The organism is Roseovarius sp. BRH_c41, from assembly GCF_000961715.1.
GTDB lineage: Bacteria > Pseudomonadota > Alphaproteobacteria > Rhodobacterales > Rhodobacteraceae > Roseovarius.
This window is the reverse complement of the sequence record NZ_LADY01000037.1, coordinates 19,996-44,111: the sequence shown is the minus strand read 5'-3', so window position 1 is coordinate 44,111 and position 24,116 is coordinate 19,996. Positions and strand designations below refer to the sequence as shown.

Genomic DNA, 24,116 nt, shown 5'->3' with positions numbered 1-24,116 from the left:
GGGGTGCCAACGGAGTGCTCATTCTTCCAAACCTGAGATATAAAGGTCAAGCGGCGATATGGATCCCCTTTTTATTGGTTACGCTTGTGTCTTCGCACTCTTCTTGTGTCTCGCCTTGGGTGTGCCGGTTGGGGTGGCCCTAGGCCTGACTGGCGTTGGTGGGATGTATTTCGGCCTTAGCGAAGCATTCGCATTTGGTCAGATCCGAACGCTGCCGTTTTCTGTAGCGCACAATTATGGATTCGCTGTCCTGCCGCTCTTCGTTCTGATGGGCATTGTAGCGCAGCGATCCGGCATGACCGAAAAGCTTTTCCAGGCCACTGACTTATGGCTGCGTTCTGTCAAGGGGGGCATGTATCAGGTGGTAATCGTCGGTTCGGCCATCTTTGCCGCCATCTCCGGTTCGACTGTGGTAAATTCGTTGGTCTTTACCCGGATAGCCTTTCCAGAAATGCTTAAGGCGGGTTACTCGCGCAGTCTTTCGATCGGGGCCATTGCGGCCTCGGGCGGCTTCGCCGCGATGATTCCACCTTCAATTACCATGGTGATCTACGGCATCATGACCGAGCAGTCGATCGGGCGTCTGTTCATCGCAGGTATGATTCCCGGGCTTCTGAGTGCCCTGTCCTACATGGTTGTCATCGCGGTGTTGGTTCGGGTCAAACCGGATCTGTCCCCCAAGATCCGTTCCCTTCCACCCTTATCGCAAAAGCTTCGTTCGCTGGTCTGGGTCTGGCCATTCGCGCTGATCTTCGTGGTGGTGATCGGCGGCCTCTATTCCGGGATGTTTCCACCCTCCGGTGCTGGCGCCGTGGGTGCGGCTGCGGCCTTAGCGGTGGCGTTTGTTTATCGTAAAGGCAAGCTCACAGGCTGGTTTTCAGAATCGCTGCGAGATGCAGCAGCGATCAGTTGTGTGTTGTTTGTCATCCTGATCGGCGGGATGTTCTTTTCGAGAATGCTAATCGTGTTGGGGGTAATTCCTAATATGATAGGCCTCATTAATCAGTTTGATCTCAGCCAGACTCAGTTCTTGATCTGGATAGCACTGGTCATGATCCTGCTTGGGTGCGTGCTTGATACCACCTCAATGCTCGTGGTTACTCTGCCCTTTCTCTACCCGATTGCGCAGCAGGCAGATGTAAACCCGATCTGGTTCGGCATCTTCATCGTCAAACTGATTGAGATTTCGGTAATCACTCCGCCCGTCGGTCTCAACTTGTTCGCGGTGATGAGCGCGGTCGACAAGGACACCAATTTTGGCCACATCGTAAGGGGTGTTCTGCCCTTCCTTTGTATCGACGTCGTCCTGCTGATCATGCTCATCGCGGTTCCTGGTGTCGTGACCTGGTTACCGGACCAAATGCTTAGATGAGGCGCGAGCGCGGCGTGGTCAAAGAGCGTTGGCATGTAACGGATAGCGCCAGCATTATTGACTTCGGCACCTCTCAAGTTTTTACCTACCGCACAAACCTTTCGAGTTGATCACTGGATAAGTCCCAATGCCTCATGGTCAACTCGACCGTTGCTTCTTCATCGCCGCTCTCGATTGCCTCGATCATCTGATCGTGTTGTTCGGCCGCCAAATTGATGCGCCTCTGCATCTCGGGAGACTTCGGGCGCCAGAATGTCTGACCGATGCGGGCCTGGTCGATCAACAACCTTTCGAGGCTTGGCATAAGATATTGATTTGCGGCTATTTCGCCGATTAGGTGGTGGAAGCGCACATTCCAGAAAATCATTTCCTCGGCCGAGTTTCTTTCCAACGCACTGCGAAAATTGCCCTGTGTCTTGGCAAGCTGAGCGACTTGCGCCGGTCGGGCGTTTCTCGCAGCCATGCGTCCGGTCGACGCGTAGACCATCGGTGCTGTCGCAAAGAAATCCCGCATGCTCTGATGGCTCATGGGCGAAACAAAAGTTCCGCGATTGCTGAGAATCTGGATATATCCCTCGCCTGCCAGTTGCCGAAAAATTTCACGCAGCGGCGTTCGGGAGATTCCATACTCTAAACTCAAAGAGGTTTCGTCCAAGGTGGCACTTGGTTCAAGTTCCATTGTTAGGATCTTTCGCCTAAGATCCTCGTATAGCCGTTGCTTGTTGGATCGTGTTGCTGTCACTTTTGCGCTATCCTTTCTGCGCCACCTTTGCCGTCGGCTGTGTATCTGCTGGTGTATTTTCGTCAAGGCCGCTGGTTTCCGTGGGTGGTACCATCATTCGCTCTCGCACAATCTTGCGGCTTGAACCAACCAACTAGAATCGAAAACCAGTATGTTATTTTCGATGTCCAAAGATTGGAGCTTGCTTTATGTGCTCATATTGTACACAATTAGTATGCAATGCAAGCGAAACCGAGTCGAAGTGCATGCGTCGCGAAAGCGGTACCTTGCGTCAACGGCATGTCTTGCTTTGAAAATGGATGGTGTGAGCCGAGATCGAGAACCCTCAAGAACAATCCACAGAGAGGAAGTAAGGAAATGAAAAGAATAGTAAAAATTATTATTTCGGCCATCGCTGCGTTGCAGCTGGCCACGGTCGCCCCCGCGCAGGAACAAACAATCCAGATGGGAACGATGACCTGGGGCGATCTGACCCCAATTACAGGAATTAGCAAGAAAGCACTGGAGAATGCCGGGTATGCAGTTGATGTGACCCAGTTCACCGAATGGGGGATCGCCTACGCGGCGCTCGCCAAGGGTGACATCGAAATTTTGGTATCTCAGGTGAACTACACGGCACAGGATTATTGGGACAAGAACAAGAACCGGCTGGAGAAGCTATCGCCTGTCTCGCACGGGCTAAATTACGGGATCGTCGTGCCTGATTACGTCACTATCGATACAATCGACGAACTGGCGGCCAATGCAGACAAGTTCAAAGGCCAGATCGTGGGTATCGAACCGGGGGCGGGACTTATGCGCCATACCCGCAACGCGATCGAGGCCTATGGGTTGGACATGCGCCTGATCGAGGGCAGCACTCCGGCGATGACAGCTGCGCTGCAGTCCGCGGTCGAGCGCAATGAATGGATCGCAGCGACTCTGTGGGAGCCGTCCTGGATGAAGCAGAAATACCCTGTGAAATACCTGAAAGACACAAAAGGGGTCTACCCGCCCACGCAGACCTACTACTGGATCGCTACCAAGGGCTGGGCCGCCGAAAATCCAAAAGCTCGCGAGGTACTGGCCAGCGTCTACGTGCCGCTGGAGGACATCAACGCATTGAACGGTGCGGTGAAAGACGGTCAGACCATGGATGAGGCGGTCGCTGACTGGGTGGTCGCACATCAAGAGTTGATGACGATCTGGCTGAACAACGCCGAATAAAAAATCGTTCGGGTGCCGACTTGGGATCGGTACCCGAACGCGATGTCCAAACGGCGTAAGGAAAGGGAGTGACATTCGTGCAAGATGCAAGCCGCGCAAACACCAGTTCAGACGGGTCGCCAATGATCGCCTGTGACGGTGTGTGGAAGGTATTTGGCCAAAACTCGGATGTCGCATTACGTGACATGCGGGACAATGGCCTGACCCGCGCCGAGATACTTGAGAAGCACAACTGCGTGGTGGCCGTGGCCGACGCAACCTTCAAGGTCGCAAGGGGTGAAACCTTTTGCATAATGGGGCTATCGGGCAGCGGTAAATCGACCTTGATCCGACTGATCAACCGACTGATCGACCCGAGCCTCGGCCAGATCGTGGTTGATGGGACCGACTTGGGGCCACTGAGTGAAGTCCGCCTGCGTCGGGTCAGGTCCGATAAGATCGGGATGGTGTTTCAGAATGTGGCCCTTCTGCCGTTCAGGACGGTGACCGAGAATGTGGCGTTCGGCCTGGAGGTCAGAAAGGTCGCAAAGTCGGAGCGCCTGGCGACGGCAGAGCGAGTGCTAAAGACCGTGGGGCTCGCCGAATGGGGTGATCGCTACCCATCGGAGTTGTCAGGTGGCATGCAGCAGCGCGTCGGCATTGCCCGCGCTCTTGCCGCCGAACCTGAGATTATTCTCATGGACGAACCTTTCAGCGCACTCGATCCGCTTATTCGACGCCAGCTGCAGGACGAATTCATCGACCTCGCCACGCGTCTAGGTAAAACCACCGTCTTCATCACCCACGATCCCGATGAGGCGGTCCGGGTCGGTAACCGGATCGCGATCATGCGCGACGGCCGGATCATCCAAATCGGAACGCCCGAAGATATCGTGCTGCGTCCTGTGGACGACTACGTCTCGAATTTCGTGGCGGGCATCTCGCACCTGCACCTGGTCAAGGCGCATTCCGTCATGTTCCCAGCCTCAGAATTTGCGGCGGCCCATCCCCGGATCGACCTGTCGCGGCTCCCTAGTGTTGCGCCCGACGCAGATGTCAGAGAACTCATGAGCCTGTCCGTCGATAGAAACGAGGACTTCATTGCGGTTAAAGAGGGTTCAGTTGTGGGTGTTGTGACCCGCCGCTCTCTCTTGAACGGAATCCTGGGGCGCGAGGTGTCCGACATGACGTCGAATTCCGGCGATCCGATGACTGGAACGGGGGGGCAAGCATGGATAGGGTGAGCTTCGTGGCGAAGCTGGACGACGCGGTCCAGTTCGGGCTTGACTGGCTCTATACCAACGGAGCCTGGTTCTTCGACGCCATCGACGATGGCTTGGGCGAAGTTTATTCGGGCATCGAATGGATGCTCCTGTCGCCGCCCTACTGGGTGATGGTGGTGCTCTTCGGCCTCCTTGGCTGGAAGACGGTGGGCGTGACATTCGCGCTGCTGGCCGGAGCAGGACTGCTCGGTTGCGCTGTTATGGGCCTCTGGGACGAGACCATGAGCACTCTGGCGCTGGTGCTTTCATCGGTTGTGATCGCCTTGATCATCGCGATCCCAATTGGCATCGTCGCCGGGCTAAAGGCGGGCGTGAACCGTTACGTGCAGGTGGCCGTGGACGTGATCCAGACAATCCCTCCCTACATCTATCTCCTGCCGGGCGTTGCGCTGATAGGCTACGGACCTGCCACCGCCATGACGGCGACCATCATCGTAGCTATCTCGCCAGCGCTGCGCCTGACTGCACTCGGTATTCAGCTCACGCCTTTAGAGCTGGTGGAACTGGGTCGAGCCAACGGTGCTTCTTCAATGCAGATGCTCTTCAAGATACGTCTGCCCTTAGCCCGCCCCAGCATTATGACCGGAATAAATCAAAGCCTGATGGTAAGTGTCGGCATGGTTGTCATCGCCGGGATTGTCGGCGCTGAGGGACTGGGCTTTGTGATCTACGAGGCGATCCGAACTCTCGACATCGGCAAGGCGATCGACGGAGGCATTTCCATCGTGATCGTCACGATGGTCCTTGATCGCATTAGTCAAGGACTGGGGGCAGAGGGGGCGATGGCAGCGCAATGACAATCGAGAACAGCTTTTCCCCCGGTCAGGCTATCGCTCCGGTCTTCCGGTGGCTAAATATCAATTTCCATGCAGCTTTCGAGGCGTTTTCCGACGCTATCAATGCTGCACTCGTGTTGGTCGAGACGCCGCTCATCTCCGGCCCTCCGATCATAGTGATCACCATCCTGTCCGTCGCAGCATGCCTGCTCACCTCCTGGAGGACTGCAGTCCTCGTCGCCGTTGGCTTCACGACTTGCTTTCTCGCGGGCCTCTGGAAGGAGACGATGGAGACCACGGCGCTCGTCGCTGTGGCTGTACTCGTGGCGCTGGCCATCGGGATACCGCTGGGAATCCTCGCCTCCCGCCAACGCAGGATCGAGCTGGGGCTCCGTCCGATCCTCGACGTGATGCAGACTCTGCCGCCCTGGGTCTACCTCGTGCCCGCGGTGATCTTGTTCGGCCTCGGTCGTGTACCCGCCGTAATCGCTACGGTGATCTACGGCACCCCACCCATTCTGCGGATCACGACACTCGCCATCAAAGGCGTCCCGAGGGATCGCATAGAACTGGGCCGCGCATTTGGCGCCTCGGACCGAATGATCCTGTGGAAGATCGAGCTGCCGTCGGCATTGCCGACCATCCTCGTCGGGATCAACCAATGCATCATCCTGTCGCTGGCGATGGTGGTGCTGGCGGGGCTGGTGGGCGCGGGCGGACTGGGGGCAGAAGTGACCCGCGGCCTGACGCGGATGGAAATGGGGCTAGGCCTCCGGGCCGGATTGGCCGTGGTGATCCTGGCCCTGATCCTAGACCGCTTCTCACGTGCCACGCTGACCGCCCGCCGAACTCGCCCGTTGACCGGAATTGCCAATGCCCTGCGGGGCCGGAGAAAGAACAAATGAGCGCACATACATTCTTCTGCATCGATGCCCACGCCTGCGGAAATCCGGTCCGCCTGGTGGTCGGCGGCGCACCGCTTTTGCCCAATGTACCGATGAACGAGAAGCGGCATATCTTCATGCAGAGCCATGATTGGGTGCGACAGGCGCTCATGTTCGAGCCACGCGGGCACGACATCATGTCTGGTGCGATGATTTATCCCTCGTCGAGAGAGGACTGCGATTTCGGCGTGCTCTTCATCGAAGTCAGCGGATGCCGTCCAATGTGCGGCGCTGGCACCATGGGTCTGGTCACCGCCGCGCTCGAAGCGGGGATCGTGACGTCGCGTGTGCCGGGGCGTCTGGCGATCGAGACGCCCGCAGGGCGCGTGGATGTTGAATACACGATGAACGGTCGTTACGTGGACGAGGTAAGGCTCTTCAACGTGGCAAGCTATCTTCACGAAGCCGATGTCAAGGTAGAGGTGCCGGGTATCGGACGGCTGACGGTGGATATTTCCTACGGCGGAAATTATTACGCCATCGTGGAACCGCAGGCCGACTGGCGCGGCTTTGGCGATGTCGGCGTCGATGACCTGATCGCCGCCAGCCGTGCGCTCCGCGACGCCTTGGCCCGTGCGATCGAGCCTGTTCATCCCGACGACGAGCGCATTCGCGGGGTGCATCATGTGCTCTGGTGCGACAAGTCCGAAACCAAAGGGGCTCACGGGCGTGCGGCGGTGTTCTACGGCGAGAAGGCGATCGACCGCTCACCCGGTGGTACAGGAACCTCCGCGCGATTGGCGCAACTCTATAGCCTTGGTCAGCTCGAAGTCGGTGGGAGCTACGTGAGTGAAAGCCTGATTGGCACCACATTCAACGGACGGATCGAAGGGCTGGTCGATGTGGGCAAATACGCTGGCATCCTGCCGAGCATTGGTGGCTGGGCTAGGGTGACGGGGCATAACACGATCTTCGTCGACGACCGTGACCCACTCTGCCACGGCTTCCAACTGGCCTAGTATGCACAATAGCATTTGGCACCTCGGGAAAGGATATGCCGAGTTTGGATGCGGCCGTGGTCTTTCTTCAGGCCATGGCTATTACAAGTAAGGCATTCGAAAGGCAGTATGAAACCGCGTGACACATCTAGAAGGTGTATCAGCAGAACAGCCAGTCAATTTTATCACCTATTGAGAAATATCTTGAGGCTGTGACGCTCCAGGCAAGTTCAGTGCATTATTGTACAATGGCATCTGATCGAATGGGGTAGTAATAATAGATTGAAGGGCTGTTAGATACCAAAGCTGAGCGAGGTTGAATTATGGACTTTTCCGGGCGAATTGTTGTGGTGACAGGTGGAGCCGGCGGGATCGGCGAAGCCAGTGCGAAAGCCTTTTTGAAAGCCGGTGCCTCGGTTGAGATAATGGACTGGTCGCAGGAAGCGCTAGACTCAGCGGTGGAGCGCCTTTCTCCTCACGGTGACATTTCTGCCTTCAAGGTGGACGTCACGGACCGTGCTGCTTTGGATGAAGCTTTTGGAAAGATTGATTGGATGGGGGGAACGGACGTTCTCGTGACATCGGCCGCTATCGTGAAGACCGGGCCTATTCTAGATTTCGACCCCGACACCTGGAGCAGGATTCTTGAGGTGAACTTGACCGGAACATTTCACTGTTGCCAACTTGCAGGCCGGCAGATGGTGAAAAAGGGTAGAGGTCGGATTATCACCGTCAGCTCAGTGAATGGGCAAATCGCCAACACCGGACGTGGTGCCTATTCCTGCACAAAGGGAGGGGTTGATATGCTGACCCGTCTGTTGGCTGCCGAGCTTGGCGACAAAGGGATCACAGCCAACGCAGTCGCGCCGGTACCTGTGGACACACCGATGGCGCTTCAGGTCCATGGCCCGAAAGACAGGGCGGCCTGGGAAGCGCAGATTCCAGCCAAGCGCTACGCAAAGCCTGAGGAAGTTGCGGCGGCGATACAATTTCTTGCGTCGGACGATGCAAGCTACATCAATGGCCATATTCTCAACATTGACGGCGGCTTCATGGCTTCAGGCGTTCTAATTCGCTGACGAATGCGGAGGGTGCGCAGTTTCCATTAGGTCTGTCAACCTGCGAAGTCGGCGAGCATGTCAGCAACCTGTGGATCCTGATCGGCCCATGTGGGTAGGGCGGAAATGGCCGCGTAAATTGTGGTGTTGCAACTAAGTAAAATGTCCTGCTACGCGCAAAGGAGAAATGTCTCACCTGGGCGCGAGTATAGCAAAGCCTGACAGGGCGGAGACCTCAGCTATCGCTGCCCTGGCTGGCTTTGCTGTTGGCGACGCGTTTGCGGTCAGCCAGCGAGTTCCAGCCATCATTTCGGCGACCGGTTGGCTTATATAGAGAACGCTGCTTTCCCGCCCGGCGTTTCTTCGGCGGCGCCTTGTCCTGTTCCGCTTTGATGTTGTTAAATAAGTGATAAATACTTACATATGTGTTCGAAGTGCGGGTAGAATTATCCGCGAGCCACGCTTCATTGTGCAACGACGCTCTGGAAACAACAGCACGCACCTGTCGGGCCGCGTTCTTTCGTCTTCACTCGACTAATCTATGAGCTTCGCCCGCAGTGCAGCCGCGACGGCCCAACTGTTTGTCTTTCTGCCGCTCCGATCACGCGCGGCTTTCAATCGGACCTTTGCGGCTGAACTTGATATCCCGATACTCTCGGCCGCCTGATCGATGGTCATATCATTGGCGAGACATTGCAGGACTTCCAGCTCCTTCGGGGAGAACATCTGCTTGGCGTTGCAGGCGTCGATGAACTGGTCAAACCAGGTGGCCAGGCGCACCAGCTCATCATCGGTCAGTTCGCGATCATCTCTGGCGACACTCAGAACCGATTTTCTGGTAGGATATCCGCGGCTGAACATCGCTCCGAAAATCAGACCATGACGTCGCGCTTTTTTGAAGACTCCTGCAAGATCCGGAATCCGCACTTCCGACCAGCGCTTGTTCCCGTTCTTCGCAAGCGCCCAAAGAAAAGCTGGGTCTTTCAGATGATAAGAGTTTCCGTCGTACTCGTCCCTCCAAGCCGCAGGATAGGTACTGTCAATGAACTCCGGGCCTCTCCTGGTATGATTCAGCATAATGAAAAATCCTTCGGTCCCGATGGAGAGGACCGGCTCTGCGTTCTCTTTGAACAGCTGATCTGCCGCAAGAATAGGCAAAAGCTCGTCTGACATAGTTGTTTACCGACACAATTTTAACGTGTGTGGAGAAACAATGTATTCGCCAATAATGTCAATGTCCGCATTCGAGCACCTGACCTGTGGTCAGGTACCAAGACCTGAGGATGCTAAACCTGACCTAAGGCCAATTTTAGGACCGACTTATCGCCAAACCTAACGTCAGGTTTGATCTTCTAGCATGACCGGTAGAATCTTTGGACACTCTACCTAAGATTGTGTTTCCAAGGGGCCAAAGCGAGCAAGAAGCGGGACCCAATGTTGACTTGTCAAACTCCCTCCAGGCCCAAACTTAGAGTAAACACAATCATGCAAGCGGTGCGCGCGCGCGTGAACAAATGTGAAGTCTCAGTCCTGCGCGCAACGGATGACCGAGCTGGGTTAATACCTGCATTTCTCAGATTGCGTAAACAGATTTTTGTCGATCATCTGGGCTGGAACATTCCACATGATGCTATTTTTGAGGCAGAACAGTATGACCGTCCGGACAGTGTCTATGTCGTTGTCCATGACGGTTCAAGCGTCCTCGCAGGGGCACGATTACTGAACACCACCAGCGCCGATCCAGATGGCAGCTTTTCGTACATGATACGGGACGCCTACCTTCAGCGGCTGCCCGGGCTACCCTCAAAGATCTGCGACACTGACCCATCGGTCGACCCAAAGGTCTGGGAGCTGACCCGGCTTGTCACCTACCCGGGCATCCAACTCAGCGAACGCATCCTGCAGGCGACCGATCAGTTTCTGGCAAGCGTCGGTGCAGAGAAATGCCTGTTCCTAGGCTCTCCCGGGTTCATGCGGATGGCAAGCCGCATGGGCTACGCGACACGTCAACTTGGTACGATTCAGCACAATCAAGACGGCAGATTCCTCGCATTCTCAACGAATGTTCTGACCCCTCACTCACAAACAGGACCTCAATGATGCATATATCAAATACTCGCCCGTCTGCGCCTCAATCCATCACCGCATCTGAAGCGCTGCTGGCAACAATCGGACTTGAACCCTGTGATCTGCTGAGAATTGCTTCGGGCGCTGATGCATCAGACCCTGGGCAAGCCAGATTCGGGACTGAGCTTTCACTGGACGTTGAGCACAAGATCATCATGTCCATCAAACTCTGGTCTAAGTTCTGTGGTAACATGGCGCAACGATATGTGGAGGATTTCGCGGACGCGCCGCTCATTCTGATCAGCAACCCGTCCCCCGAGATGTGCCGGAAACATAACATCCCCGATAGCCGCGATTTTTTGTCCAGAACGCTTGGCCGGATCATCGAGAATATTGGGCCTGACTACGTGGTGGATGTCGTGGATTGCCACCATGATCCGTTGACAGACCCGCTTCTCGCGGCGCAAGCCGGACATTGGATCGAATCCTTTTTCAAGCTGTCCCACGAAATCGCCCGCCGCTGTGGCCACCAGATCGCCCTGAATCCTCCGAAGAACTGATGTCTCACCATGCGGTCTGACACCAGTTGCACTCCCAGCTGAGGCAACCACAAGTTCCGACCGGCCATACATGGGGCCGTGTTGTCCCTTTGCGCAAACTCTCAGTCCCTTGCCTCAAGGTGCTCTCGCTACGGTTCGCAACACATCGCAGAAAACAGGGCCTCGCGGGATGCTCGATATGTGCATGAAACGACTATTCGCAGTGCCTGTCCGGGAAGGTCTCGTCGAGATTTCCGGCGACACACATGTTGTCTGGCGCGATTATCGGTGGAACACGGGTCAAGTTGTCAGGTGGTGGTTCATGGAAGCCGAAGAGGTCATCGCCTCTGAGATCCTGATCCGACCGGTCAGGATGTAATTCAAAGGCCGTCAGGATCAGTAAGAGATCCATTCCGAATGCTCGATATCGCCCTCGTAGTTTCCAAATTCGATCATGACGGCGCGATGAGCAAAGTTACCCGGTTTGTGAGGGTCCGGATAGGGCACGACCTGATCATTGTCCGAGAGAAACGCATTCGGCCAAGGTGTCGCTGAGCGGTTCTCGAAGATGATGTTTCGGCAGCCACTGTTTTCTGGGTCACAGGAACGGAATGACCAACTCCAGCGTCGGTCTCCGTTGCGATCCTCGAAAGCGCGGCCCTCAAACCAGTGAATCTGTATCCGGTGGAGCCAGGCATACTCAGGCAAGGAAGTATCCAGTTCCGATTCCAGTCCCGGCGTGCCGGGACTGGTCGGGGCAGCAGCGAAAGTACACACCCCGAACGGCGGCAAGACAGGGATCGGCGTGATGCGCTGGATCATCGTCTGATAGGCATGGGAACAGACCGGACTTGGCGGAAATCCCCCCGCCATACACAGAATGATCGCGCAATCGATGTCATAAGCCAATGCCTGGCCTGAGGAGCCAAATGCCGCCACAGATCCGATTGCCACTGTCATCATGAGTTTCTTCACAGCACGCTCCCTATCCGTTTCGGCGATTATTTCTCAATATGTCATTTTCTGCAATATGTCGTATTGACTCATTGTGTCTTTATGCCATTAATGACTCGCACTAGAAGGGCTTTCACTGGGAGAGTCCAAACATGCCGATAGCGCGCAATCAGATCCTGATCACCATCGACGGTGTCAAAGATCTTCAGGAAAGGGGCATTGCGTTCCGCTGCCGGTACGAACTCGTGGGGTTCACGGACGATGGCAAGCCGCGCTACCAGTGCATCTACCTGCGCAAGGGCGAGCCGGAAGCCATCCTTGTATCGACTCGGATCACCCCACATGGGCCAGAGCCGCGGTATTTCAACATATGGCCGGGGCTCTTCAAACATCATCTCGAATTCGGTGACGGGCGCGATCTGCGCTTTGGTCCTGACTATGAGCTCACCCTCGAGGAGCACAGCTGACGTCATCGTCTTCGGCCGCGACGGAACCGCCCGGACCTCTGGCTGGACGTTTCATGGTGAGCGGCCTGGCTGGGCAGGGCTAGATGATGACGCTGAGGACAATGTTGTGCTGGCCTCGCTGGATGCCACGCCGCCTTCCGATCGCAACGACATTCTCGCGCTGATCCGCGCCACCGCCGAGCGCCATGCAGGCAATCGCGCCCTGGATCGCGTCGGTCTCGACGCGCACCATTGGCAAGTCCTGTTCCGCGCCCTGGTCGAGGCAGAAAGCAGCTACAATCCGACCGCCGTCAGCCCCAAGGGCGCCTATGGCCTGGGCCAACTGATGCCAGGCACAGCCCGCGCCCTCGGAGTCGATCCGCGCGTCCCAGCCCAGAACCTCGATGGCGCGGCGCGTTATCTGCTCGCGCAGCTTGCGACCTTCAAGAACATCGACCTCGCGCTCGCGGCCTACAATGCCGGGCCGCACAGGGTCGTCGAATATTCCGGCATTCCACCCTTCGCCGAGACCCGCGACTACATCGCGCGCATCCACCGGATCCGGTCCCGGCTGGCAGGCACACCCGTTTCCGCGCCGGACACCCGCGTCGCAGACCCGGTTCCAGCCCGCGCGCCCGTCCTGATCAATCTTCAGTAAAACAAGGGAACACCGCATGCTCAGACATGGCCTCAGCCGCCTCTTGCCCATCGCCACAACCCTGACGTATCTTGCAACACCTGCCGTCGCGCAGGACCTGTCTCCTATACAGACCATGTTGGAAACCGTTGAGGCGGCGCTGACCGGTCCCATCGGGATCGCGGTCGCCACGCTTGCCGTCATCGGCACCGGTTTCATGTGCATGATGGGACGGCTCAACTGGGGCTGGTTCGCCTCCGTCATCATTGGGATCGTGCTGATTTTCTCGGCCGGCACCATCGTCGACGGCTTCTCCTGAGAACCGAGTAGATCAGTGGCAGAACGATCCCCCCTTTTTCTGGGCCTCGCCCGTCCGCCCAAGTATCTGGGCTTGCCCGTAGGATACCTCGTGGTTCTGGCGAGTGGGATCGTTCTGCCGTTCATCTGGACGAAATCGATGATCTTCTTCCTGATCGGGATCGTCGCCTATCCGATCCTCTGGTTCGTCGCCGACCGCGAGCCGCATTTCTTCGAGGTGCTGCGCGTCTCCTATGGCACCGTCCGTCCGACAAAAAACCGAGCCCTGCACGGAGGCGACAGCTTTGGCGCGTGATGCAGGCACCCTTTCCACTCACGGAACGGCTCTGCTCCAAGTGGGCGGCGGGGAGTTCGCCCGTGAGAGCTATCTAGCGGAGCACCTGCCGTATTTCGCGCTCGCGGATGATGATGTCATGGTGCTGCGCGAGGGCGATCTGATGGCGACCCTGCGCCTTGATGGTCTGAACCCGATGACCAGCGAAGACGCCCGGCTCGATGCGCTCAAACGCGCGGTCGCCGCCATCGTCGCCCAGACCGGCAACGCTTTCGGCTTCTACATCCACCGCATCTCCGTGCCGCAGGATCTCGGGATGCGCGCCATCGAGGGGGACAGCTTCGCCGCAGCAATCGACGCCCGCTGGCAGGCCCATGTCAAAGACCTGCGCCCCGCCAAACGCCAACTCTATCTCAGCGTCATCCGGCGTCCCGATATCTCGGCGCATATTCCGCTCCTGCGTGCCCTCGCCCGCAAGGCCTGGGTCAAGGACCGCGCCACACGCATGCAGGAGCTGAACGAGGTCATGGGCTTCTTCGAGGTGGCGCTTGCGGCGGCCAACCCCTTGAGGCTCACGAAGTCAAACGGTGAATGGCTGGGCTATCTCAACACGCTGAACGCAGGAACCTTCTCCCCCATCGCCTTTGGCCAAAGCGCTCTGCCCCTCTCGCACACCTTGAACAATTGCCGCGCCACCTTTGACGGCGACGTCGTCACCCTGACCGACGCCGTGACCGGCCAAGTCAAATACGGCGCGCTCTTCTCATTAAAGACCTATCCGGCACTGACGGATGTCACGCTGCTCGACGCGCTCGACATGCCCCTCGACATCGTGCTGACGAACTCCTTCAGCCCGATCCCGAACAACATCATGGCCGAGCGCATCCAGCGGATCATCCGGCAGATGCAGGCCTCCGAGGATGCCGCCGTGTCCTTGCGCGAACAACTCGGCCATGCGGCCGACGATCAGGAGGCAGGACGCATCGCCTTTGGTGATCATCACCTCTCGATCGCGGTTTACGCGTCGGAGCGCGACACGGTTGAGCGCGCTGCGGCGCAAATCAAGCGCGTCGGCCAGGAGATGATGGCCGTGATCGTGCGCGAGAGCATGGCGCTGAAGGCGACGTATTTCGCGCAAAGTCCCGGCAATTTCGGCTACCGCGCCCGCAAGACCCCGATCTCCTCAATCAACTTCGCCGATTTTGCGGCCCTGCATGGTAGCGTCGAAGGACGGGGTCCGGACCAGTCGCCCTGGGGCCAGACCATCGCCGTGCTGCCCACGGTCGGCACCTCGGGCTATCGGTTCAATTTCCACGAGGCGGGAAGCCCCAGCAAGGAACCGACCGTCGGTCACACCCTCGTTCTAGGGCGCACCGGCACAGGCAAGACGCTCACCACCGCCTTCCTTGCGGCGCAATCGCAGCGGGTCGGGGCGCGGCTCGTCTTCTTCGATAAGGACCGTGGCCTCGAGATGGCCGTCCGTGCCCTCGGCGGGCGCTACAATGAAATCCGTGCCGGCTTTCCCACGGGCCTCAACCCGCTCGCCACCGAGACCGACGAGCGCGGCCGCGCTTGGCTTTCGGACTGGCTTGCGACCCTTCTCTCCCGTAGCAGCACGCTCACCGGCGAACAGTCGCGCCACATCCAAAGCGCGGTCACGCAAAATGCCCATGCGGAGGGCTCACTTCGGCGCTTTGCGAGCTTTGAGACGCTGTTTCAGTCGCTTGATGACGATGGCGAGCTGCAGTCCCGTGTCGCCGAATGGGCCCCGGGCGGGCGCTATGGCTGGGTCTTCGACGAGCCGGAATATGGTGCGGGGCTCGAACTGGCCTCCGACATCATCGGATTCGACATGACCGAGATCCTCGACATGACGACCGAGCGCATGGCGGTGCTGTCCTACATCTTCCGCCAGATCGAACGCGTGGTCGAGGATCGCCGTCCGACCATCATCGTGCTCGACGAGGCCTGGAAGCTGCTTGACGATCCTTACTTTGGGGCGCGGTTGGAAAACTGGCTGGTCACGCTGCGCAAGATGAACTGCGTCGTCATCATGATGACGCAGTATCCGAGCCAGCTAAGGGAGTCTCGCGTCGGCAAGACCATCGTCGAAACGGTGCCAACCCAGATCCTTTTCCCCAACGATCGCGCCACCGTCTCAGATTACGACTTCCTGCGCGTCAACGCCAAGGAGGCGGCCCTTCTCGTTCAGCCCACAATCGGCCAGCGTATCGCCCTTGTCCGCTCGGCCGGCGACAGCGTCTTCGTTGATGCGGACCTTTCCCCGCTTGGAGACCTCCTTCCCATCCTAGGCGGCGGCGCCACCGGCGAGGCCCGCCTGCCCGCCGACTGGCGCGCCGATCCCTATTTCTGGAGACATGTGATATGAGCCTGAAACCCCTCCTCGCGCTTTGCGCCGCCGCAGGCCTTCTCACAGCCTGCGAGACATATACCGAGAAAACCTCACCGTGCCTCAAGCGGAGCGGCGAAACACAGGTCAGCCGCGCGGCTCTCTCGTTCTCGACCAATGGCGGCGTGGACCCGTCCGGCACCAAGTCGGATTGCAGTTTCACGCCCCTGCCGCGCCCAAGATGAGACGCGCCACGCTCATATCTGCCGGGCTTTGCATTGGCTTCGGCGCGCTGCCAGCACAGTCTCAAGGCGTGCCGACGCAGGACAATTCCGCGGTCGGCCGCGCCATCGCACGCGTGACGGCGCTCGCCGAAGATTTGGGCGTCCAGCAAGACAAGGACAGGACCGAGACTTCGCTGGCGGACGTGCAGGCCGACCAGCTGCGCGTCCTCAAGAAGATGACCGCTGCGATCACCGGTCCCGGCTTCGATATCCGCGCGCTCGAGGGCAATGCCGATTTCGGGGCAGCGGCGGTCTATCCCAACGCCGATCCGAGTCCGATGAACAGCCGGCTTTTCGGCGAGGGCCGCGAGACGGTCGAGATGATGATCGTCGAGGTCGCGGGCGAGTTCGCAGGTGCCCCCGGCGTGGCTCGCGCCGGGCTGTCGGCCACACAGTGGCGGTGCCTCTTCCAGGCCCTGATCAAGCAGGAGAGCCGCTTCAACCTCACCGCCGAAAGCCCCGTCGGCGCCTATGGGCTCACCCAACTCATGCCCGGCACGGCTACCGACATGGGCGTCGATCGCTTTCAGCCGATGGACAATCTCCGCGGTGGTGCGCGCTACATCACCACCCAGCTCAATCACTTCGGCAACATCCCGCATGCGCTCGCGGCCTACAATGCAGGTCCGGGCCGGGTCATGGACTATGGCGGCGTGCCGCCCTTTGCTGAGACCCAGGGCTATGTCCGCAACATCTCGAAGTTCTACAATGAATACCTCGCCGTGGTGGGCGGAGCCGACGCGCTCGGCACGCTTTCTCCTTCCGACTTTGCGCTGGCCGAGTATGCGAGCATCTCGGAGGCAGGTGTCTATTATGCCGCGAGCAGCCATGCCACCACGGAACAGGTCATCAACCGGCTGCGCGCGATCATCCTGCAGATCGACGCGCAGCAGGGTGCCAAGGCGGCCTGGGAGCTCAACACCTACGCCAAGGCCGAGATCGGCCGCATTCTCAATCTTCGCGTCCTGCTGATGGCGGCAAACCAGCAGCGCGAGGCGGCCTATGCGCAGCACCTCGTCGCCGACCGGCTGGCCGAGCGCGACTTCATGCAGATGGGAGTTCCAGAATGAGACAGCTTCTCCTGACCGTGGCTGCGGTCACAACACTTGGGCTCGCCTCGCCCGCTGCAGCTCAAGGTGTGCCGACCTTCGACGGCACGGCGCTACAGCAGTTCGTGGCGCAGCTCGAGCACATGGCCGAGGACCTGAACGTCCAGATGCAGCAACTCGCCACCATGCGGCTGGAGTTGGAAACTCAGCTGTCGCAGCTGACGAACCTCGAGGCGCAACTGACCTCGTTGATTGAAGGCAGCGGGATCGGTGAACTTTTCGCCACGGTCGAAGAGTTCCGCGCGCTCCGCGGCAAGCTGGTCGCCCCCCTCAATACCGCGCAGTCCTTGGCCAGCGGCGATTTCCTGAGCGGCTTCAATCCCGGGGCGGAACTCTCGGCCTCGGTCGAGCGCGTGCTTTCGGGCAGCGGCTTCACCTCGGAACGACTGGGGACACTCTCAGGCTCCGACCAGCCCGCCGACAATCGCATCGCCGCTTCGGCCGGGGCCAGTGCCATGCTCTCGGTTGCCGCACAGGAAAGCCATGAAGAGGCAGGGCAAAGCCTCGAGCGGCTCGAGACCATGGTCGGGCTCATCGACGATCAGGACGGGCTGAAGGCCGCGGTCGATCTCAACACCCGCGTCACCGCCGAGCTGGGCATCATCCTGACCCAGATCTGGCGGCTGGAAGCTGCCCAGGGCGTCAGCGCTGGCCAGCTTGGCGTTGTCGATGCCGCGACCCTCGCGGATGAGCGCAAGTTCCGCTCGATGGCGGTGGATCCATGAGAATATCCAAGCGTACCCCGAGCCGCTTCACTATGATGGAAGCCGGACTTCTCAGCCTTTCGCTTGCCCTGCCCGTCGGTCTTCTTGTCTTGCCGGACCCGGCATCGGGTCAGGATCGGCCCTTCACCTCTATGGAGATCGAACGGGATGAAGAGGATGCGTGCCGCGTCCCGAAACCGCCCGCCGATCTGGCCGAGACCGCTTACTTGGGCAACGGGTACCGCGCGATCCTGCGCATCCTGATTGCCGAAGAGGCGCTGGCCTCAGAGAACTGCACCTGCCTGCTCGACCAGTTCACCTGGGATCAAGCGCTTGACGCCCTGCCCCGGTTCCAGACCTCGGACAATCCGCGTCTGCCTTTCAAGGTGCTCGATCTCTACGCGCAGGCTGATGCCCTTGAGGCCGAAGTTGTCGCAGGCTGTGCCAAGTAGATGGGGATCATTCGCGACATTCTGAGCGAAGTCGACGCCGCGGTGAACACCGTGGCGCAGGACGGCTTTGTCTCTTCCGCAGCCTCGGTCGGCAATGTCATCTCGGCAGGCGCAACCCTCCTCCTCGTGCTTCTCGGGATCAACGCGGTGATGCAACTCCGTCCCCTGCCCTTCGGCACCGGCTTTGCCTTCGGGATCAAGGTGGCACTGGTCGGGATATTCGCGCAGAGCTGGGACAATTTCAGCGTCATCTATGGCGTGGTCACGGAGGTCCCCGACTCCGTCGGCGCCTCGATCCTCGCGCTCACCGGGTCGGGCGACGAGGCCGGGGTTTACGCAAGCCTCGACAATATGGTCGCCCGCATCACCGCCTATGGCGACACGATCGGCGATCGAGCGGGCTGGGTTTTTGGGGCGGTGCTGGGTGCCATTTTTTTCGTCCTTTCCGCCGTCTTCGCTGCTGTCACCGCCGGGATCATCGCTTTCGCCCGCATTGTTTTCGCACTGATGATCGTGATCGCCCCCTTCATGATCGTGACCTCGCTTTTCAAGCCGACCCAATCGCTCTTCGAGGCCTGGACCCGAGCCACCATCGGCTATGCGCTCATGCCTGTCGCCGCCGCCGGGGCCGCGGGCATCATCGTCGCCATCGCCGAGGCCATTGGCGACGCCTCTGCTGATCCCGGCGATGTCGAGACCGTCAGCCTGATCCTGCCCTTCCTCGTGATCCTCATCCTCAGCGCCGGGATCATGGCCTCGGTCCCCTATATCGCCTCCAACCTCACCGGCGTCGTGGGCATTGCGTCCAATGCCGTGGGCCTGACAGGGCTCGCGCGGCAGGGATTCGTGAACACGCGGGAGTATGGCACTGGCGCGACCTCGCGCCTCGTCACCGGCAAATCCCCGCATGAGCTGAACCAGATGACCAATGCGGGCGTGGTCAAGACCGGCGAGATGATCCGGCAAAGCCCCGGCGCGCTTCTCTCCGCCGCCAAATCCTTCCGCAAACCCTGATGTGAAAGACGACGACTTTGAAAAAGCTTGCGACCAGTTTCTACGTGCCTGACCGCGACGCGTTTGAAGCGGATTTCATCTACGGGCCAAGACGGCGCGAGCGTTTCGCCTGGTTCGTCGCGGCCGCAGGCGTGCTGGTTGGTGTCGCCGGGATGGTCGCGGGCGCCAGCCTCTTTCCGCTCAAGACGACCGAGACCTTCGTGGTCGTGGTCGACAAGGAAACCGGCGAGATGGACCGGGTTACCGCCGTGCAAGCCCTGACGCTCTCGGAAAGTGACGCCATTATCCAGGCCAATCTTGTGGCCTATGTCGATGACCGTGAAACCTATGACCTGACCGATGGCGAGCAACGGATCAACTCGGTGCTCGAGCGATCCGACGGCGATGCCGCCCGCACGCTGCGCGATCTCTGGTCCTCCACCAACGAGGATTACCCGATCACCGTCTATGGCCGAGACGCCAAGATCGAGGTGGTGATCAAGTCGGTGAACCAGATCGAGCGCGGCGTAGCCCAAGTGCGCTTCACCCGCACGCTGCGCCGTCCCCGCGACACCCGCACCGTGACCCGGTCTTACGTCGCGACCGTCGGCTACGACTTCCAACCCGAAACCCGCCAGCGCCTTCAGGACGTCTGGGCCAACCCCTTGGGCTTCGTGGTGACCTCCTACCGCGTCGACGCCGAGACCCTGGAGAACTGATCAAGATGAAACCCTTCCCCGCGCTCCTCACCAAGATTCTTGTAGCGCTTGCCCTGCCTGTTGCCGCCAATGCCGAAGCCACGCCGCAAGGCGGCCCGCTCGACATCCGCATCCGCACCGCCGTCTATAATGAAAACCAAGTCTACCGGATCGAGACGGATCTTCGGCATTCGACGACGATCCATTTTGGGGCGGGGGAACGACTCATAGCGGTAATCGTCGGGGATACCGAAAGCTTCCAGGTCGATCCGATCCCCGAGCTTGGCAACGTGCTGACGATCAAGCCGCATGTGGCGCAGGCCTCGACCAACATGACCGTCATCACCAACCGCCGCACCTATTCGTTCCATTTGCGCGAAGGCTCGATCCCGAACCGGTCGGCCAAGTTCTTCGAGGTCCGCTTCCGATACCCCGACGAGGAGCGCCGCGGGGCAGGTGCCACTCAGCCAAAGGGCGTCATAGCTCCACGCAATTACAACTACCGCGTTTCGGGGATCGGCGATTTCCGCCCCAGCCATATCTATGACGACGGGCGCTATACGTATTTCGTCTTTCCGGAAAACGCCCGCCAGCCCGCCCTCTTCAAGGCCGACGATCAGGGCCGTGAGCGCACCGTGAACTGGACGCAGGCAGGCAATACCGTCCGCGTGCTCGGGGTGAACACCTACTGGACGCTGCGCATCGGCGACGAGGCGATCTGTGCGGCGCGCGACGAGAGCGCGATCTACGTGAGCAACTGACCATGGCCGATCAAACCCCTCCTGACCTTCAAAACCGCCTCGATCAATTCAGCCAGCGCGGCAAATCCAAACGCCGGGGCAACAGCCTCGGGGTCGGCGCGTTCGCCGCCGCCCTCGCCCTTGGCGGGGCCGGCGTGGCGTATTTTCTGGCGACCGGCCTTCAGACAAGTGACAGCGCGCTCGAGACCTCCGATGTCGAAACCTTCCAGGACCGTCGCCCCGGCACCGGCGAGCGGTTGGAGTTTCCACCCGACGAGACCTACAACCAAGTCAATGACGCGCTGATCGCTGTCGAGGAGGCGCTTGACGTGCCTGCCGCCCCTGCTCCGGAGGCAAGCGCCGAAGTGCTGGCCGAGATCGCCAAGCTTCGCGAGGCGCTGGCCGCCAGCCAGGCCGCGCGCAACTCGGAGATCCAGTCCGCCGTCGCGGACCTGCGCGACGCCTTCGACGAGCAGAAGGCAGCACTCGAGGCGACGCTCGCGGCAAAGGAGGTCGAGCTGGCCAACCTGCAGCGCCAGACCGAGACCCGCATCCAGGGTCTGCAGGCCATGCTCGACGCCGAACGGGCGCAGCGCGAGGGTCTCGAGGCCGAACTGGACCGCGAAGGGCTGATCGCCGATCAACGCCTGCTCGAAGAGCGCCGCCGCCAGGAAGAGGAACAGCGCCAGCGCGAGGCCGAGCGCATCGCTGAGGAGCTTCTGACCGCGCAGATCAAATCCCCCGCAGTGGTCTATGCCGATGGTCCACGTGGTGGCCAAAGTGGCGCGGCGGTGGCCGATCCTGCTGCCGCCGGCGCAAGTGGACCGGTCCTCTCGGGCAATGAGCAGTTCTTGCAAAGCGCGCGACCGCTCGAAGTGCAGGAGGCCGCTCGTCTCGCTTACCCCGAGCGCACACTGACCCAAGGCTCGGTTATCCAGGCTGCGCTGCAGACCGCCATCAACAGCGACCTGCCCGGGTCGGTGGTTGCCGTGGTCTCCGAGCCGGTCCCGGCCTTCTCCGGGGACCGAATCCTGATCCCCCGGGGCTCCCGCCTTTTTGGCCAATACCGCTCCGGCATCGACATGCACCAGAAACGCATCCTGATCCTCTGGACCCGCGTCCTGACCCCGGACGGCACCTCCATGGAAATCGCCGCCGTAGGCGGGGATCACCTCGGCCGCTCGGGCCTTACCGGCCTCGTCAACACCAGGTTCGCAGAGCGCTTCGGCGGAGCGGCGTTGATTTCCGTGATCGGAGCAGCGCCCACGGTCGCGGCCGAGAGCACCAACAACGAGACGACCAGCATCGTCCTGGGCGATGTCGGCAACGATCTTCAGGACGCCGTCGGCTCGGTCATCGCCGATCAGGTCTCGATCGCGCCGACGATCTATGTCGATCAGGGGGCCTCGGTCACCGTGCTCGTGGACCGGGACGTGGTGATCTATTGACCCGCACTGAAAGCCCCGCGTCCTACCTCGAGCGTTATCTCGATCCGTTTCGTGACCTCCTTAGGCGCGACGATGTGGTCGAGATCGCAATCAATCCGGACGGCAAGGTCTGGCTCGAGGTCGCGGGCGGCGCCACCATGCGCCACGAAGGCCAGACCGTGGACCGGACAACCGCCCTCAACATGGCCCAGTCCATCGTCGGCGATGCCCAAGCTCGTGTCTCTGAAAAGAACCCGCTTGTCTCCGGCAAGGTGGAATATGCAGGCCGCCCCCTTCGGGTCCAGGTCGCCGTGCCGCCCGCCATCGATCGTGGGGCCTCGATCACCATTCGCCTCTTCGCCTCGGGCAATGTCCGTGACTACGCCCCAGCTTATCTCTTCGGCAAGGCCGTCTCGCTAGATGCACTTCGCGCCGAGAAGATGAAAAACATTGCCAGCCTCGCCGAAGAGAACCTAGAGGCCGCGCTGCAGACCCTGGTTGAGGCGCGACTCAACGTTCTGATCAGCGGCGGCACCTCGACCGGCAAGACCACCTTCGCCCGCCACCTTCTGACCAATGTGGGCGAGCACGAACGGCTGATCACCATCGAAGACGCCTTCGAGCTCTTCCCCGGCCAGCCGAACACCGTCGCCCTCCTGGCCGACCGCGGTGCTGGCTCACAACGCAGCGCCAACGCTCTCCTGCAGGCCTCCCTCCGCATGCGCCCCGACCGGATCATCGTTGGCGAGCTGCGCGCGGCCGAGGCACTGACCTATCTCGAAGCGATCAACACCGGGCACGGCGGGTCGGTCTCCACGATCCACGCCGAAACCGCAGAACTCGCCATCGACCGGTTGGCAATCATGGTGCTGCAGGCGGGGACTCCGCTGACCTTCGCCGAGGTGCGGGAATACATCCGGAAGTCCATCGATGTGATCGTCCAGCTCGGGCGGGCCGAGGGGAAGCGGGGGATCACGGAATTTTATCTGCCGGGATCTTGAAAGCCCCAGCACGGAGGCGCGGAGCCGGTTTGCGACAGCGCGACGCTGGCCTTGCCTTGCAATACCCGAAGCGGACTTCTTGGACGGTGAGCTAAGTAGAGAAGTTTCCCGTCCCTACGCACCCGCCATGCCGGAACATCCTCAACGCTGGCCTGCATCCTGCGTGCCTCGTCGAGAGCACGACTTCTGAACGCCTGGCCCATCCGATCGCGAAACCAGAGCGCATAGCCTTTGGGATTGCTGCGCGGCCAGCGGCCGCCAGCCTGCCGGAAGCCGTCGTGTTCCTTGTCTGTGATCGCGAGCGCCGTTGCCCCCAGTCGGGCAAGCGCGGGGCCCGCTTCACTCAGATAGCGCCGCTTCTCAAAATCGGGCACCGCAGGCAGGATATCCATATGAAACTGTGCACCGTCAGCGTAGACTAGGGTCCAGCAGCGGCGCCCGTCTTCGGGTTTGCTCATGCCATAACGCCGGGCATAGGCTTTGACTTCGACGCCAACGCAACGTTTCAGCTCTGCCTGGGTCAGTGCCGACTTCTCGTAATCGAGGCGGCAGACCATATCGATGTCATAGTCTTCTTCGTCTGACGCGGGCCGTATTGCAGTCCCCAACCGAAATGAACCCTGCACATACACGTCGGGACTGTCATCCCGAACAGTCGAGTCCGGCCGGTGCAACCACTCGCCGAGCGACTTGTAACTGCGCTCAGCCTGTTCATACCGACCGGGCGGGACCTGAAGCTCCTCAACTAGGTCTTCCAATAATTGATCAACAGGCCTGGCATTCGCCAAAGGGAATTCCATTGTATGAAACCTCCATAGGGTGCTG

Annotated in this window: 28 protein-coding genes; 24 read left to right on the top strand and 4 right to left on the bottom strand. The window is 59.9% G+C overall.

All coding sequences use genetic code 11. The annotated features are described in order from the left end of the window. The first annotated feature begins 58 nt into the window (after positions 1-58). On the top strand, positions 59-1,372 hold the full coding sequence (locus VR71_RS11525; RefSeq protein WP_045684015.1) for a TRAP transporter large permease: 1,314 nt from the start codon (positions 59-61) through the stop codon (positions 1,370-1,372). A gap of 85 nt (positions 1,373-1,457) precedes the next feature. Here the strand turns inward: VR71_RS11525 and VR71_RS11520 are convergent, their stop codons facing one another. After that, the gene (locus VR71_RS11520; protein WP_296430260.1) at positions 1,458-2,114 is read right to left on the bottom strand and encodes a GntR family transcriptional regulator; all 657 of its coding nucleotides are present in this window, start codon (positions 2,112-2,114) and stop codon (positions 1,458-1,460) included. 357 nt (positions 2,115-2,471) lie between these two features. Here VR71_RS11520 and VR71_RS11515 point away from each other — a divergent pair, with 357 nt between their 5' ends. The 6 genes from VR71_RS11515 to VR71_RS11490 all read left to right on the top strand — a co-directional run bounded on the left by VR71_RS11515 (position 2,472) and on the right by VR71_RS11490 (position 8,319). Then, on the top strand, positions 2,472-3,320 hold the full coding sequence (locus VR71_RS11515) for a glycine betaine ABC transporter substrate-binding protein (protein ID WP_045684011.1): 849 nt from the start codon (positions 2,472-2,474) through the stop codon (positions 3,318-3,320). A gap of 122 nt (positions 3,321-3,442) precedes the next feature. Beyond that, positions 3,443-4,543: a glycine betaine/L-proline ABC transporter ATP-binding protein gene (locus tag VR71_RS11510; RefSeq protein WP_045684009.1), complete on the top strand. Its 1,101-nt coding sequence runs from the start codon at positions 3,443-3,445 to the stop codon at positions 4,541-4,543. Between the two features lie 5 nt (positions 4,544-4,548). Beyond that, on the top strand, positions 4,549-5,379 hold the full coding sequence (locus VR71_RS11505; RefSeq protein ID WP_296430257.1) for a proline/glycine betaine ABC transporter permease: 831 nt from the start codon (positions 4,549-4,551) through the stop codon (positions 5,377-5,379). Next, complete coding sequence (locus VR71_RS11500; RefSeq protein WP_045684005.1) at positions 5,376-6,263, top strand: proline/glycine betaine ABC transporter permease; 888 nt, start codon at positions 5,376-5,378, stop codon at positions 6,261-6,263. Before VR71_RS11505 ends, VR71_RS11500 begins: the two co-directional genes overlap by 4 nt. After that, the gene (locus VR71_RS11495) at positions 6,260-7,261 is read left to right on the top strand and encodes a 4-hydroxyproline epimerase (protein ID WP_045684003.1); all 1,002 of its coding nucleotides are present in this window, start codon (positions 6,260-6,262) and stop codon (positions 7,259-7,261) included. The genes VR71_RS11500 and VR71_RS11495 overlap by 4 nt, the downstream gene beginning before the upstream one ends. Positions 7,262-7,563: 302 nt before the next feature. Continuing rightward, on the top strand, positions 7,564-8,319 hold the full coding sequence (locus VR71_RS11490; protein WP_045684001.1) for an SDR family NAD(P)-dependent oxidoreductase: 756 nt from the start codon (positions 7,564-7,566) through the stop codon (positions 8,317-8,319). Between the two features lie 513 nt (positions 8,320-8,832). On the opposite strand, the gene VR71_RS11485 is transcribed toward VR71_RS11490, so the two are convergent. Continuing rightward, positions 8,833-9,471, bottom strand: coding sequence for an autoinducer binding domain-containing protein (locus VR71_RS11485; RefSeq protein ID WP_296430255.1), 639 nt, complete (start codon positions 9,469-9,471; stop codon positions 8,833-8,835). 312 nt (positions 9,472-9,783) lie between these two features. Here VR71_RS11485 and VR71_RS24905 point away from each other — a divergent pair, with 312 nt between their 5' ends. The 3 genes from VR71_RS24905 (at position 9,784) to VR71_RS11470 (ending at position 11,283) form a co-directional block, all read left to right on the top strand. Continuing rightward, positions 9,784-10,398, top strand: a complete 615-nt coding sequence (locus VR71_RS24905; RefSeq protein WP_296430252.1) for an acyl-homoserine-lactone synthase — start codon at positions 9,784-9,786, stop codon at positions 10,396-10,398. A gap of 182 nt (positions 10,399-10,580) precedes the next feature. After that, the gene (locus VR71_RS24900; protein ID WP_296430249.1) at positions 10,581-10,925 is read left to right on the top strand and encodes a hypothetical protein; all 345 of its coding nucleotides are present in this window, start codon (positions 10,581-10,583) and stop codon (positions 10,923-10,925) included. A 184-nt stretch (positions 10,926-11,109) separates the two neighbouring features. Then, the gene (locus tag VR71_RS11470) at positions 11,110-11,283 is read left to right on the top strand and encodes a hypothetical protein (protein WP_296430248.1); all 174 of its coding nucleotides are present in this window, start codon (positions 11,110-11,112) and stop codon (positions 11,281-11,283) included. A 17-nt stretch (positions 11,284-11,300) separates the two neighbouring features. On the opposite strand, the gene VR71_RS11465 is transcribed toward VR71_RS11470, so the two are convergent. Then, positions 11,301-11,879, bottom strand: coding sequence for a hypothetical protein (locus VR71_RS11465; protein ID WP_045683993.1), 579 nt, complete (start codon positions 11,877-11,879; stop codon positions 11,301-11,303). Positions 11,880-12,010: 131 nt separating this feature from the next. On the opposite strand from VR71_RS11465, the gene VR71_RS11460 reads away from it, so the two are divergent. The 14 genes from VR71_RS11460 to VR71_RS11395 all read left to right on the top strand — a co-directional run bounded on the left by VR71_RS11460 (position 12,011) and on the right by VR71_RS11395 (position 23,291). Next, positions 12,011-12,325: a hypothetical protein gene (locus VR71_RS11460; RefSeq protein WP_045683991.1), complete on the top strand. Its 315-nt coding sequence runs from the start codon at positions 12,011-12,013 to the stop codon at positions 12,323-12,325. Between the two features lie 106 nt (positions 12,326-12,431). Further along, complete coding sequence (locus VR71_RS11455; RefSeq protein WP_296430246.1) at positions 12,432-12,962, top strand: lytic transglycosylase domain-containing protein; 531 nt, start codon at positions 12,432-12,434, stop codon at positions 12,960-12,962. A gap of 16 nt (positions 12,963-12,978) precedes the next feature. Next, positions 12,979-13,260 carry a TrbC/VirB2 family protein gene (locus tag VR71_RS11450; protein WP_045683989.1) on the top strand — a complete coding sequence of 94 codons (282 nt, stop codon included), beginning with the start codon at positions 12,979-12,981 and terminating at the stop codon, positions 13,258-13,260. 15 nt (positions 13,261-13,275) lie between these two features. Continuing rightward, positions 13,276-13,554, top strand: coding sequence for a VirB3 family type IV secretion system protein (locus tag VR71_RS11445; protein WP_045683987.1), 279 nt, complete (start codon positions 13,276-13,278; stop codon positions 13,552-13,554). Further along, entirely contained in the window at positions 13,544-15,922 is a 2,379-nt protein-coding gene (locus VR71_RS11440) for a type IV secretion system protein B4 (protein WP_045683985.1), read from the top strand. The genes VR71_RS11445 and VR71_RS11440 overlap by 11 nt, the downstream gene beginning before the upstream one ends. Beyond that, complete coding sequence (locus VR71_RS11435; RefSeq protein ID WP_045683983.1) at positions 15,919-16,128, top strand: hypothetical protein; 210 nt, start codon at positions 15,919-15,921, stop codon at positions 16,126-16,128. The genes VR71_RS11440 and VR71_RS11435 overlap by 4 nt, the downstream gene beginning before the upstream one ends. Beyond that, positions 16,125-17,237, top strand: a complete 1,113-nt coding sequence (locus VR71_RS11430; protein WP_045683981.1) for a transglycosylase SLT domain-containing protein — start codon at positions 16,125-16,127, stop codon at positions 17,235-17,237. Before VR71_RS11435 ends, VR71_RS11430 begins: the two co-directional genes overlap by 4 nt. Then, positions 17,234-18,001, top strand: coding sequence for a type IV secretion system protein (locus VR71_RS11425; protein ID WP_045683979.1), 768 nt, complete (start codon positions 17,234-17,236; stop codon positions 17,999-18,001). The genes VR71_RS11430 and VR71_RS11425 overlap by 4 nt, the downstream gene beginning before the upstream one ends. Then, positions 17,998-18,432, top strand: a complete 435-nt coding sequence (locus VR71_RS11420; protein WP_296430245.1) for a hypothetical protein — start codon at positions 17,998-18,000, stop codon at positions 18,430-18,432. Before VR71_RS11425 ends, VR71_RS11420 begins: the two co-directional genes overlap by 4 nt. Then, positions 18,433-19,446, top strand: a complete 1,014-nt coding sequence (locus VR71_RS11415) for a type IV secretion system protein (protein WP_045683978.1) — start codon at positions 18,433-18,435, stop codon at positions 19,444-19,446. 17 nt (positions 19,447-19,463) lie between these two features. After that, complete coding sequence (locus VR71_RS11410) at positions 19,464-20,144, top strand: virB8 family protein (RefSeq protein ID WP_045683975.1); 681 nt, start codon at positions 19,464-19,466, stop codon at positions 20,142-20,144. 5 nt (positions 20,145-20,149) lie between these two features. Beyond that, positions 20,150-20,884 carry a TrbG/VirB9 family P-type conjugative transfer protein gene (locus tag VR71_RS11405; protein WP_045683973.1) on the top strand — a complete coding sequence of 245 codons (735 nt, stop codon included), beginning with the start codon at positions 20,150-20,152 and terminating at the stop codon, positions 20,882-20,884. Positions 20,885-20,886: 2 nt separating this feature from the next. Next, on the top strand, positions 20,887-22,311 hold the full coding sequence (locus VR71_RS11400) for a TrbI/VirB10 family protein (protein WP_045683970.1): 1,425 nt from the start codon (positions 20,887-20,889) through the stop codon (positions 22,309-22,311). Continuing rightward, positions 22,308-23,291, top strand: coding sequence for an ATPase, T2SS/T4P/T4SS family (locus VR71_RS11395; protein WP_045683968.1), 984 nt, complete (start codon positions 22,308-22,310; stop codon positions 23,289-23,291). The genes VR71_RS11400 and VR71_RS11395 overlap by 4 nt, the downstream gene beginning before the upstream one ends. Here the strand turns inward: VR71_RS11395 and VR71_RS11390 are convergent. Further along, positions 23,273-24,091, bottom strand: coding sequence for a nucleotidyltransferase (locus VR71_RS11390; RefSeq protein WP_296430244.1), 819 nt, complete (start codon positions 24,089-24,091; stop codon positions 23,273-23,275). The two genes, VR71_RS11395 and VR71_RS11390, sit on opposite strands and share 19 nt — an antisense overlap. Between the last annotated feature and the right edge of the window lie 25 nt (positions 24,092-24,116).